This window comes from Microbacterium protaetiae, assembly GCF_004135285.1.
Taxonomy (GTDB): Bacteria; Actinomycetota; Actinomycetes; order Actinomycetales; family Microbacteriaceae; genus Microbacterium; species Microbacterium protaetiae.
Genome location: NZ_CP035494.1, coordinates 3008290 through 3020960, shown reverse-complemented (window position 1 = coordinate 3020960; position 12671 = coordinate 3008290). Strand labels below are relative to the sequence as shown.

At 70.2% G+C, this 12671-nt stretch carries 10 protein-coding genes; 7 read left to right on the top strand and 3 right to left on the bottom strand.

The window, feature by feature from the left end; translation table 11 throughout:
• Positions 1–8: 8 nt before the first annotated feature.
• Both ET475_RS14005 and ET475_RS14000 read left to right on the top strand, forming a co-directional pair.
• Positions 9–986, top strand: coding sequence for a serine/threonine-protein kinase (locus ET475_RS14005; protein ID WP_129391533.1), 978 nt, complete (start codon positions 9–11; stop codon positions 984–986).
• A 9-nt stretch (positions 987–995) separates the two neighbouring features.
• Complete coding sequence (locus ET475_RS14000; protein ID WP_129391529.1) at positions 996–2069, top strand: hypothetical protein; 1074 nt, start codon at positions 996–998, stop codon at positions 2067–2069.
• Positions 2070–2072: 3 nt separating this feature from the next.
• Here ET475_RS14000 and ET475_RS13995 read toward each other — a convergent pair whose 3' ends face one another.
• Positions 2073–3941 (bottom strand): glycosyltransferase family 2 protein, encoded by a 1869-nt coding sequence (locus ET475_RS13995; protein ID WP_165310942.1) that lies wholly within the window; start codon positions 3939–3941, stop codon positions 2073–2075.
• A 258-nt stretch (positions 3942–4199) separates the two neighbouring features.
• Between ET475_RS13995 and ET475_RS13990 the strand changes: the two genes are divergently transcribed.
• From ET475_RS13990 to ET475_RS13970, 5 genes are read left to right on the top strand one after another with little or no spacing between them, the layout of a single operon-like run.
• A complete protein-coding gene (locus ET475_RS13990; RefSeq protein WP_129391523.1) occupies positions 4200–4928 on the top strand; it encodes an NUDIX hydrolase in 729 nt (242 codons plus the stop codon).
• Positions 4925–6268 (top strand): quinolinate synthase NadA, encoded by a 1344-nt coding sequence (nadA, locus tag ET475_RS13985; protein ID WP_129391520.1) that lies wholly within the window; start codon positions 4925–4927, stop codon positions 6266–6268. The genes ET475_RS13990 and nadA overlap by 4 nt, the downstream gene beginning before the upstream one ends.
• Positions 6265–7896 carry an L-aspartate oxidase gene (gene nadB, locus ET475_RS13980; protein ID WP_129391517.1) on the top strand — a complete coding sequence of 544 codons (1632 nt, stop codon included), beginning with the start codon at positions 6265–6267 and terminating at the stop codon, positions 7894–7896. Before nadA ends, nadB begins: the two co-directional genes overlap by 4 nt.
• Positions 7896–8750, top strand: coding sequence for a carboxylating nicotinate-nucleotide diphosphorylase (nadC, locus tag ET475_RS13975; RefSeq protein WP_129391514.1), 855 nt, complete (start codon positions 7896–7898; stop codon positions 8748–8750). Before nadB ends, nadC begins: the two co-directional genes overlap by 1 nt.
• Positions 8750–9883, top strand: coding sequence for a cysteine desulfurase family protein (locus ET475_RS13970; protein ID WP_129393992.1), 1134 nt, complete (start codon positions 8750–8752; stop codon positions 9881–9883). The genes nadC and ET475_RS13970 overlap by 1 nt, the downstream gene beginning before the upstream one ends.
• An 11-nt stretch (positions 9884–9894) precedes the next feature.
• Here ET475_RS13970 and ET475_RS13965 read toward each other — a convergent pair whose 3' ends face one another.
• Positions 9895–11949, bottom strand: coding sequence for an ABC transporter ATP-binding protein (locus ET475_RS13965; protein WP_129393990.1), 2055 nt, complete (start codon positions 11947–11949; stop codon positions 9895–9897).
• Positions 11950–11985: 36 nt separating this feature from the next.
• The gene (locus ET475_RS13960) at positions 11986–12618 is read right to left on the bottom strand and encodes a DUF1345 domain-containing protein (protein WP_129391511.1); all 633 of its coding nucleotides are present in this window, start codon (positions 12616–12618) and stop codon (positions 11986–11988) included.
• Positions 12619–12671 lie beyond the last annotated feature (53 nt).

Sequence of the window (12671 nt, the reverse complement as noted above, 5' to 3'; positions counted from 1 at the left end):
AGGACATCATGGCCGACACATCCGTCGACACCGCTGAGGACCGGGCGCTGGACGCACTCGTCTCTGTGATCCAGTCATCCGCGGGTCCCGGGGCGGCGCAGGCGCAGGCTCTGCTGCTGCGCCGCCTTGCCCTGGACGGCGACATCATCCCGACCCGCATGCCGGCGGTGCGCAACGTCACCGAGGCGGCCGGCTACCTCAATCTGCTGGACACGCTGGGACAACGCCAGACGATGCTCGACGTGCTCTCGGGCGCCCTGGGTGTGGCCAGTGCCTCAGCGCGATCGCTGGAGCAAGCCCTGCCGCCGTTGGCGATGTCGCCCCTGGCCAATGATCGACCGGTCGGCGATGCCGCCGCGACCGCGCCGTCGAACGTGCTGGTGCGCGCCGACCTCATTGCCGGGCTCGTCGCCGCGCGCGACGCCGTGCACGTCTACGGCGCCGTGCTGCCGCTCTGGTCACCACCGGCACCGGTTCCGCCGTCGTTGGCGACCGACGAACTCGACGCGGTGGGTCGCCGGCTGCGCCTCTTGCCCACTGCGGCGCTGGCCGACCCGACCACCGACAGTCTGCTGCTGGCGCGGCCGGTCGGTGGCCTGCCGGGTGCCTTTGCGGTGATGGCGCGTCCTGACCCGGCCGCTGCCGCCACCGCCTCGCTACCCGATGTGGAGTACGAGGCAGTGGTGCGCGACGCCGCGACCAGTACCGCCATGACGATGCCCCTCGGCATCGCCAAGTTGGTGCCCCTGGTGCCGGCCCTGTCGGCGGGCGGATGGCGCAGCCTGACCGTCGATGCGCTCCCGGCCCGGGCCTCCGACCTCGCCTGGGCCGCGGTGACCGCTATCTCGGGGCTGGTGCCGGGCGCGACAAGACTGCGTGACGAGCTGTTGCTGATGCACACGGCCGCCGACGTCGCCGACTCACCGTTCGCGGCCAAACTCGACTGGATCTGGGACGGCACCGCATTCGCCGCACCCGCACCCTGAGGTGTTGCCATGGACCGCGATGCCGCCCTCGCGTCAGCGAAACAGCACTGGTTCCGACCCACCGCCGACGGCGTTGTCTGGGCCAAGAGCTTCGCCATCGATGTCGCTGCCCGCAAGCAGCAGGCTCTGGCACGCAAGGCGATCGGAAGCGACTGGGAGGCCGTTTTCCTGCGCAAGCAGGTCACCGACCTGTCGACGGGCATCACGGGTGAGGCCGACGGCCTGTTCTTCGTCGCTCCCGCGCACGTCGGGGTGCATTTCCACGAGAGGGACATCCCGGCCGACGAACGGATGCTCTCGCAGGACTGGTTCGGCCCGCGCGGAGTGCCGGGCACCCCCGAGGGTCTCAACGACTGCACCGCGTACGTCTCGCACTGCCTCGTCGACGGCGGGGTGAGCTATCTCGGCCCCGCCCACAGCGGCGAGGTCTGGCCCACCCGCAGCGCACAGCAGATCTACCAGATTCTGTCGGCGCGGCCCGCGAACGACGTCAAACGCCTCACCGATATGTGCGCGGCCGAGGCGGCCGGCCGCGTGTTCGCCGCGCTCGCGCACATCATCAAGCCCGCCGACGTGCTGACCTTCGCCGCCGGCGGCCGGAACGGGCATGCGGGGATGCTGGTCACGGTCGACACGAGCACCGGGGAGGCCCGGATGACGTGCCATTCGACCATGGACCACCCCGACCTCGGCCCGAGCGAAGGCACGTGGCAGATCCGCACGCAGGGCGAGGAACACCCGTTCGTGAGCATCCTGCACTTCAGCGACGACGACCCGGCGCCCTCTGCCGCGTTGACCGCCCTGGCCGGCTGGTGGAAGCTCGCCCTGCTCGGCACGAAGACGCTCTACCTGCATCTCACGAAGACCGGCGCCGCCGCCTGGACAGCACGCAAGCCGACCGGAACGGGCGCGCCCTCGAAACCAGCCGCACGCGGGCACTGGTTCGCAGACGCCGCCGGCACCGGACTTGTCATCGTCTGGCAGAACGGCTCGGTCGATGCCCTGACGCCTGCTGCCGACGCGCAGTCGATGGTGGGAACCGAAGATGAGTGGCCGCTGCTGGCCACCCGCGATCTGGGTTGACCCTCACCGCCGCCGCAGCCGCGCTGCCAGCCGGCGACGGAGTGCGGCGACCACCTCACGAGGCGTGCGCTGCGGCGTGTGGATGACGCGCACGCGACCCGCGCGCGTGAGGTGGATGCGCAGGCGAGACCGCACAGAACCGAACTCCACGGCGTAGCGCCCCGGTCGCGGTCGCATCGCTCGTACGCTGGCACTCCCCCCGGCAGACACCAGTCGGCACGCAAGACGTTCGCCCCGGCTCGACACCAGCTCACCTGCCACGTCTGCCTCGGACAGCACAGCCACGTGCGGCAGCGTGATGACCAGCTCATTGCCGGTCAGGGATGCCGCCGCCAGCGGGTCGTCGACGACGGTGAACAGCGTCTGTCCGACGTCGACGCTCAGGCCGCCATCTCGTGCGCTGTACACCGCCACGGGTCGACCGTCGACGATCGCCCAGCTGCGCCCCTGCCATGCGGTGCGCACGCGCCGCACGATGCGCGTGCGCATCACGGCGGTGCGCACATAGAGATCCCACACACCCTCGTGTGCGGTGCCGTCGTCGGCGGCATCCCACATCAGCGGCAGTCGTGCGGCAGCATGCACCGGTCCCCCGTCGCTGCCGGGTCGGGGTTCGGCCCCGACACCGTGACCGAGCATCCAGTCGACCTTCTCGCCGCGCGAGCGGCGGTCCACCGCGTACTCCGCCGCGCCCAGGTCGTCGGTGACATCGATATCGAGCGCGTACTCGGTCGCGAAGCGCGCCACCTCGGGATCGAGATCGAGCATCGCCCGCCCGCCACGCCACACGACGAACCGCTCGTATCGCCAGTCGAGGTCGACCTCGACGGTCAGCCCCTGCTCCCTCCATCGCGGTTCACGTGCGCGGGGCGCACACTCCAGCGGCGGCCAGGTGGGCATGTGCTGTCCGATGAGATCGAACCGCCCCGCGCGCAGCAGTGCGACGCCGATGCGGCGCCACGGGTCGAGGTACTGGTCGGTGTCGGCCGGCACGCGGTCAAGAAGCGCGGCGGCGAAATCGCGGATGCGCGCGCGCTGCGCGTCGGTGCGCTTGTCCCACCGGAACAACGGCAGCAGGCGCATCCGCAGCTGATAAGCCCGAAAACGGGGCAGCAGCTCGGCGAAGCGCGGCTGGGTGAGCTCGTCATCGATCCAGGCGAACACCCGCGCGATAGCGTCCAAGTATTCGTCGAGCGAGTCGTGGAACGTGCCGCTGGTGGTCGCGTGCTCGGGACGGTTCCAGTAGTAGAACGGTGTCTCCACCATCAGCGAGACGACCTCGGCGCGCGCATGCGCGGCGATGTCGAAGCCGATGTCCTCCCAGATCTGCCTGCCGCCTTCGGGAAACCGAATGCCCTGTTCGTGCAGGAAAGCGGTGCGGAACATCTTGTGCGGATTCATCGGCAGCAAGGGATGCGGTTCGATCCAGTCGATGGCGTTCTCGACGTCGGTCGCGATGTCACGCATCGCCCAGCAGGGCGTGTCGCTCTTTGACTCCTTGCCGTCGAGTACGTCGGCGCCGGCACGCGTGGCCAGCGCATGGGCCGCCTGCAGCGCATCGGGAAAGAGGCGGTCGTCGTGGTCGATGAACACGGTGTATTGGCCGCGCGCCTGGTCGATCCCGTGGTTGCGCGGGCGCGATGGCCACCCCGAGGGCGGTAGGCGGAACACGCGATAGTTCGGCCGCGTCTTCGCGAACTGCGCGAGGCGTGCATACGTGTCGTCGGGTGAGCCGTCATCGATCAGCAGCACCTCGAAGTCGTCCTGCGGCATCGACTGGCGATCCAGGCTCGCCACGAGCTCGTCAAGGTGTGCGGTGGACCGATAGGTGGGCACGATGACAGAGACCTTGAGCATCTCGGGGTCCCGCACCCGATTCACACTACTGGGCGCCCGGCGAAACGGCGAGGGGTGGATGCCGCGGCATCCACCCCTCGCATCGTCAGCCCGCCACCCGGTCCCGGCGCGACTCCCCAGTCGCGCCATCCTCTGATGCGAGGCCGCCCCCAGAACGGCCTCACGAGAAGAGACGCGCCCGGTGCCGATCTATGACGCAGGTCGGAAAGACGACGCTCGATTTCCTGTTCTGGTCGCCGTGACTATAAGATCGGAGTCGAGGTTACAGTCACTATGACCAGAACATCCCCCGACATCCGCGTCGCCGTCTCCACGGTGATCTTCACGCTGCGCCCCGCTGCGGGCGGGGCCGCCCTGTCACTTCCCCTGGTGCGGCGCACACGCGATCCCTTCGAGGGGCGATGGGCACTGCCGGGCGGCTGGCTCGACCCCGACGAGGGGCTGGATGCCGCCGCGGCGCGCACGCTCGCCGAGACGACGGGTCTGGCCCCGAACTATCTCGAACAGCTCTACGCGTTCGGTGACGTCGATCGCTCCCCCTCGCGCGTCGTCTCGATCATCTACTGGGCGCTGCTGCGCCACGACCTGGTCGATCAGCAGCGCGCCGCGCACGCGGCGGCCGGCACCGCACCCGAGAATGTGCAGTGGTTCGATGCCGACAGCCTTCCCGAGCTCGCGTTCGACCACAACGCGATCGTCGACTACGCGCTGTGGCGGCTGCGCAACAAGGTCGGCTACTCCCGGATTGCGCACGGACTGCTGCCTGATGAGTTCACGCTCGCTGATCTGCGCGAGGTGTACGAGTCGATCCTGTCTCGCAAGCTCGATCCGGCGAACTTCCGGCGCCAGGTGGAAGCGACCGGCACCCTGATCCCCACCGACCGCTTCCGCACCGGAAGCCACCGCCCTGCCCGCCTGTACCGCTACGACGGCGCCGTCGAGCTCGCCGCCCGCGGCCCCATCTCGACACCAGATTCGACCAACCGGAACGAGGAGCGATGAACACCACACCCCTGCAGCTGACCGCGCCCGACCCGTCGGTCGACCACGTGCTGGCACAGATCGCCGCAGGCGCCAGCGACCAGGAAGCCTGCACGATGGACCTGGTCGCCGCCCCGTGGGACTTCGATCCGGTCCCCGGATACGGACCCGGAGCATCGATGGGCGATGTGATCCCGACCGGGGCGCCGCTGCAGGGTGGACTGCCGCAGGAGTACCGCGACGCGAGCCCCGCCGAGCTCGACGCCCGAGTGCGCGCGGCCAAGAAGGCCCTCGGCGATCGCGTCGTCATTCTGGGGCACTTCTACCAGCGCGAAGAGGTCGTGGTCCACGCCGACTACCTGGGCGACTCCTTCCAGCTCGCCGGCGCCGCCAAGGCCCACCCTGAGGCCGAGGCCATCGTGTTCTGCGGCGTGCACTTCATGGCCGAGACCGCCGACATGCTCTCCGGGCCCGACCAGGCCGTGATCCTGCCCAATCTGGCCGCCGGCTGTTCGATGGCCGACATGGCCTCGATCGACGATGTCGAGGAGTGCTGGGAGCAGCTGACCGAGCTCTACGGCGACCTCGACACGCCCGACGCCGAGGGGCTGCTGCCGGTCATCCCGGTGACCTACATGAATTCCTCGGCGGCGATCAAGGGTTTCGTCGGCCGACACGCGGGCATCGTGTGCACGTCGTCGAACGCCCGCACGGTTCTCGAGTGGGCGTTCGCGCGTGGTCGCCGGGTGCTGTTCTTTCCCGACCAGCACCTCGGCCGCAACACCGCGAAGGCGATGGGTGTGGATGCCGCGCAGATGCCGATGTGGAATCCGCGCCGCCCGCTGGGCGGGGCATCCCCTGACGAACTGCGCGATGCCCGCGTGATCCTGTGGCACGGCTTCTGCTCGGTGCACCGGCGGTTCACGGTCGATCAGATCGAGAAGGCACGCGTCGACTATCCGGGCGTGCGGGTGATCGTGCACCCCGAGTGCCCGGCTCCGGTGGTGGATGCCGCCGACGAGGCGGGCTCGACCGACTACATCCGCAAGGCGATCGAGGCCGCCACCGAGCCAACCGTGTTCGCCATCGGCACCGAGATAAACCTGGTGCAGCGGCTGGCGGCCGAACACCCGCAGCACACCATCTTCTGCCTCGACCCGGTGGTGTGCCCGTGCTCGACCATGTACCGCATCCACCCCGGGTACATCGCATGGGTGCTCGAAGGGCTCCTGGACGGCGAGGTGCGCAACCGCATCACGGTGCCCGAAGACGTCGCCACCCACGCCCGGGTGGCGCTGGAGCGGATGCTGGCTGCCAAGCCGCCGGCCGCGCCGGCCGCCGCCTGGGAGCAGGCCTCGTGACGCACGTCGTCGTCATCGGCAGCGGCATCGCCGGCATCACTGCCGCGCTGCACGCGGTCGCCGCGGGCTGCGAGGTGACACTGGCGACCAAGGCCGCCCTGGCCGACGCGAACACGACCCAGGCACAGGGCGGGATCGCCGCCGTGACGTTCGCCGACGACGACTTCGGCGCCCACGTGCGCGACACCCTCACCGCGGGCGCGGGAGCGAACGACCTCGCCGCGGTGCGGGCATTGGTCGCCGCGGCGCCGGCCCGCATCGACGAGCTCGTGGCCGCGGGCGTCGCGTTCGACCGCGCGCCCGACGGCACGTACCTGAAGGGTCTGGAGGCCGCCCACTCCTATCCCCGCATTCTGCATGCGGGCGGCGATGCCACCGGCCGAGCCATCGAACAGGCTCTGATAGCGCGCTTGCGGGCAAGCACGGCGCGCGTCATCGAGCACGCGTTCCTGGTCGACGTGGTCGTCGATGACCTCGCAGACGGCGGGAGCGGCCAGAACACGGCTCGGCGGGTGACCGGTGTCGACCTGCTGTTGACCGGTGGCCACCACGTCGTGACCGCCGATGCCGTCATCCTGGCCACCGGCGGCGCCGGGCAGCTCTATGCGCACACCACGAATCCGGCCACCGCCACCGGCGACGGCATCGCGGCGGCGCTGCGCGCGGGCGCCGCGATCGGCGATCTCGAGTTCGTGCAGTTCCACCCCACCGTGCTGGCCGCCGGCGGTGCGTTCCTCGTGTCTGAGGCGGTCCGCGGCGAGGGCGCGACCCTGATCGACGAGCATGGACGGCGGTTCGTGTTCGACACCCACCCCGACGGCGAACTGGCCCCCCGCGACGTCGTCGCCCGCGCGGTGGCCCGCCGCATGCGCGAGCAGGGCGGACGCCCGGTGCGCCTGGACGCCACCGCCGTGCGCGCGCACGGCGTGGCCGGGTTCCTCGCCCGGCGCTTTCCCTCGATCGATGCGGCCGTGCGCGAGCGCGGCCTCGATTGGGCACACGAGCCGATCCCGGTCACCCCGGCCGCGCACTACCTGATGGGCGGGGTGCGCACCGATCTCGAGGGCCGCACGAGCGTGCCCGGGCTCTACGCCGTGGGCGAGTGCGCATGCACCGGCGTGCACGGAGCGAACCGGCTGGCCTCGAACTCGCTGCTCGAAGGCGCCGTTTTCGGCGCCCGTGCCGGCGACGTCGTCGCCCGGGATGCGGCATCCGGAACCTGGCCGGTGACCATGTGGGCGCCGGCGATTCGCGCGGTCGCCGCGCCGATCGACGCGCCGACCTTCTCGCGTGAGGCGCTGCAGCAGCTGATGTGGACACAGGCGGGATTGGTACGGGATGCCGCGGGCCTGGCACGCGCCGCGGGGGTGCTCGACGCGTGGCAGACCCAGCCCCGCACCCCGCACACGGTGGCCGCACGCGAAGACGAGAACCTGCTGCAGCTCGCGCAGGCCGTCGTCGCGGCCGCATCGGCGCGCACCGCATCGCTCGGTGCGCACTTCCGGCTCGACGACGACGCGTTCAGAACTCCGTCTATTCGCAACGCCGAAGCCTCAAACCCGACCGAATCACCCCTTTTCGACGCGAACAGGCTGCGTTCTGAACGCGTGCTCACGGAGGCCCGCTGATGCTCACCCCGACCCTCATCGACCGCGCCGTATCGGCGGCCCTCGACGAAGACGCCCCGTGGGGCGATGCGACCAGTGCCGCGCTGCTCCCCGACTCCGCCACCGCGCGCGCCGATCTGATCGCCCGCGAGCCCGGTGTGCTCGCCGGCGGCGAGGTGTTCGCCGCCGCGTTCCGGCTCACCGATCCGAGCGTGCGCGTGGAGCTGAGCCGCGCCGATGGCCAGAGCTTCGCGCCCGGCGATGTGCTGGCCACCGTCACCGGCCCTGCCCGCGCGGTGCTGACCGCCGAGCGGGTGGGACTCAACTTCGTGCAGCGGATGAGCGGGGTGGCCACCCTCACTGCGCGCTACGTCGCCGAGGTCGCGCACACTGCTGCCCGCATCGTCGACACCCGCAAGACCACTCCCGGACTGCGCGCGTTCGAGAAGCACGCGGTCGTCTGCGGCGGTGGCCGCAATCATCGCCACTCGCTCTCGGACGCCGTGATGGCCAAGGACAACCACCTCGGCGTGCTCACCGCACAGGGCCTCAGCGTCACCGAGGCGCTGCGGCAGGCCAAGGCCCGGCTGCCGCACACGACGCACATCGAGGTCGAGGTCGACCGGCTCGACCAGATCGAGCCGGTGCTGGCCGCCGGGATCGGCACGATCATGCTCGACAACTTCTCACTCGACCAGCTGCGCATCGGCGTGGAACAGGTCGCCGGCCGCGCGATCGTCGAGGCGTCGGGCGGTGTGAGCCTCGACACGGTGCGGGCCATCGCCGAGACGGGCGTCGATGTCATCTCGGTGGGCGCCCTCACGCACGGCGCCCGGGCGCTCGATCTCGGGCTGGACCTGCGCATTCAGGGATGATGCTCTACCTCGACAACGCCGCCACCACCCCCGTGCGCCGCGAGGTGCTCGAGGCGATGACCCCATTCCTCACGCGCACATTCGGCAACCCGTCGAGCCATCACACCGTGGGTGAGGCTTCGGCCCGGGCTCTCGACGACGCCCGGGCCCGCGTCGCCCACATTCTGGGCGTGCGCGCCGGCGATGTCGTGTTCACCTCCGGTGGCACCGAGGCCGACAATCTCGCGGTCAAGGGCATCGCTGTGGCCGCGCACCTCGCACGCGGCGCACGACACCTCGTGACGCTGCCGATCGAACATGAGGCCGTGTTGCAGTCGGCCGACTTCCTCGCGCGCGTGCACGGCTTCGAGATCACGCTCGTGCCCGTCGACGGCGGCGGTCGCGTGTCGCCGTCGGCCATCGCCGACGCCCTGCGCGACGACACCGCCCTGGTCTCGGTCGGCTACGCGAACAACGAGGTGGGCACCGTGCAGGACGTCGCCGCCATCGCCGCCGTCTGCCGCGAACGCGGCATCCCGCTGCATCTTGACGCCGTGCAGGCCGCCGGCTGGCTGCCGTTGGGCGGCACCGGCGCCGACGCCCTTTCGATCGCCGGGCACAAGCTTGGCGCGCCGAAGGGCACCGGGGCGCTCGCGGTGCGCGGTCGCATTCCGCTCGAGCCGCTCGTGCACGGGGGCGGGCAGGAGCGCGGCCGGCGCAGCGGCACCGAGAACGTGGCCGGTGCCGTGGCACTGGCCACGGCCCTCGAGCTCGCCGAAGCGGAGCGGGAAGAGGATGCCGCCGCCGTCGCCGCGCTGCGTGACGCCTTCATCGCCCGGGTCTTGGCGGCGGTGCCGCGCGCCCGCCTGACCGGAGACCGTGTGCACCGTCTGCCGGGTACGGCGTCGTTCACCTTCGCGGGCACCAGCGGAGAAGCGGTGCTGCTCGAACTCGAGCGGCGCGGAGTGGTCTCCTCATCGGGCTCGGCGTGCGCGGCCGGCGCCGACGAGCCCTCGCATGTGCTGACGGCGATGGGCATCGACCGCGAAACGGCACAGACGGCCGTGCGTTTCACGTTTCCGCATGGGCTGCGGCAAGATCTCGATGCCGTGGCCGCCGCGGTCGCGGCATCCGTCGCCGCCGTCACCGGGTGAGGGTACGCGGCTCAGGCGCGCGGCTGCACGTCGCCGAGCGCGGGCGGCCACCGTGTGGCATCGGCGTCGGCCACCAGGCCAGCCGCGACGCGCAGCGGAATCGTGTCGGGCCCCGCTGATGTCGGCGCGGGGGCCTCGTCGTCGGGTGCCCGGTCAGCGCGTCGGCGCGGATGATCGACGGCGCCGGTGCGCTGATCTTCGTCCTCCGTCTCCAGCACCTTGTTGGCCGCGAGCTGCTGGGCGGCAAGCTCGGCGTACAGCCCGTTCTGAGCGATCAGCTCGGAGTGCGTGCCCGATTCGACGATGCGGCCGGCATCGACCACGTGGATCATGTCGGCCCCGATGACCGTCGACAGCCGGTGCGCTATCGACAGAGTCGTGCGGCCGCGGGCGGCGGCCTCCAGGGCCTCCTGCACGATGCGCTCCGAGACGGTGTCCAGCGCCGAGGTGGCTTCGTCCAGCAGCAGCACCGGGGGGTCCTTCAGCAGCACGCGTGCGATGGCGATGCGCTGCTTCTCGCCGCCCGAGAGCCGATACCCCCGCTCGCCGACGACGGTGTCGTAGCCGTCTTCGAACCCCTCGATGATGTGGTGGATGTTGGCTGCCCGGCATGCATCGACGATCTCTTCATCGCTCGCCTCGGGCTTCGCATACCGCAGATTCTCGCGGATCGTCGCGTGGAACAGGTACGTCTCCTGCGACACTATCCCGACATTGTCGATGATCGACTCCATCGTCAGCCGGCGCACATCGACGTCGGCGAACAGCACCTCGCCGCCGGATGCCTCGTACAGCCGGGGGGTGAGATACAGCACGGTCGTCTTTCCGGCGCCGGAAGGGCCCACGAATGCTATGTGCTGGCCCGGTTCGGCCACGAACGAGATCCCATCGAGGGTCGGCCGCGTCTCGGGTGCGGCATCCGGGTACCGGAAGACCACATCGCGGAACTCCACACGCCCTGCCCCGCCGGGCGGGACGGGCACGGCACCGGGGGCGTCGGCGATCGCCGGCACCAGGTCGAGGTACTCGAAGATGCGCGCGAAGACGGCTCCCGAGGTCTGCAGGTCGAGTGCGACGCGCATGAGTCCCATCAGCGGCTGCAGCAACCGCGCCTGCACGGTGGTGAAGGCGACGATGGTTCCGGCGGTGATGGCCCCGGTCCCGCCGGCGATGAGCCAGCCCGACACCAGGTAGATCACGGCGGGCACGCTGGAGATGAGCACCTGAACGAGCGCGAAGAACCCCTGCCCGCTCATCGCGCGGCGCACTTGCAGGCGGATCTGGTTGCGGTTCTCGTCGCGGTAGCGCGCCGACTCGGTGCGCTGCCGGTTGAACGACTTGGACAGCAGGATGCCCGAGACGCTGAGGGTCTCTTGGGTGATACTGGTCAGCTCTGACAGCGACTCCTGCGTCTGCCCGGCGATGCGCGCGCGCACCTGTCCGACCCGCCGCTGCACGAGGGCGAGGATCGGCATCAGGATGACGGCGATGATGGTGAGCCGCCAGTCGATGAGGATCATCGCGACCAGCGACGCGATGACGGTGACGATGTTGCCGATGATGCTCGTGACGGTGTTGGTGAGCACACCCGACACGGCGCCGACGTCGTTCTGCAGCCGCGATTGGATGACGCCGGTCTTGGTGCGGGTGAAAAACCCCAGCTCCATAGCCTGCAGGTGCTCGAAAAGACGCACCCGCAGGTCGCCGGTGACGCTGTTTCCCACCGTCGAGGTGAGCCACGTCTGCGCGATCCCCAGTCCCGCCGAGGCGAGGAAGAGCACCACCATGATGATCACGAGACGTAACAGCAGCCCCAGATCGGGGCCGCTTCCGGCGGAGGGGAACAGCGCGTCGTCGAAGACGCGCTGCACGATCAGCGGCGGCACGACGGCTATCGACGCACCGGCGATCACGAGCAGTCCGGTGATGATGATGCGCCCGAGGTAGGGGCGGAACATGGCGACGATGCGCCGGCCGAGGTGCGCGATGACGGGGGCTTGGGCGTTCTTCTTGCGCTGCGCCTCGAAGTCCACTCCGCGGGGTCCACCGCCGCCTCGGCCTGCCATGCTCACGCGGTCAGCCTAGTCAGGGGTGGATGTCGTTCACAGGCCGGCGAGCAGATTTATCACGGTACCCAGGATCACCGCGCCGAACAGGTACCCGAGCAGGGACTGACCGATCACGATGCGCCGCATCCGGTTGGTGGTGAGATTCGTGTCGGCCACCTGATAGGTCAGTCCCACACCGAAGGACACATACACGAAGTCGGTGTAGGCCGGGTCTTCGGCGAACTGGATGCCGCCGACCGGGCCTGCGTAGTACTCGTCGGCCAGCCGCAGCACATACGTCGTCTGAATCACCAGCCACGACGCGGCGACGCTGACCAGCGCTATCCCCGCCAGCACGAACGAGAGCCCGCCCTGCGCGGCACGCGTCTCGGTGAGCACTATCACCACCGCCGCGATGCTGGCCACGCTGCCCAGCAGCGCAATCAGGCGGCTCACTCGGCGGCCGGGGTCTTCCGAGGTGGCGTGCGATCGGGTCTGGGCGGCATCCATCGGCCACACGACCAGGAGCATCCATCCTGCGGCGACCGCGGCCGCGGTGCCCCACCCGGCCAGGAGCGCAGCGGCGATCCCGATGCCGCCCAGCGTGGCCAGTGCGACCACCGCACCGATGATGAGTGCTATCACGCCGCGCAACGCGACGCGCGCATGCCATGCCGGAGCTGTCATGTCGTCATGGTGGCACGCGCGCGGGAATGCCGTGTCGGACCTCGCCGTTATCC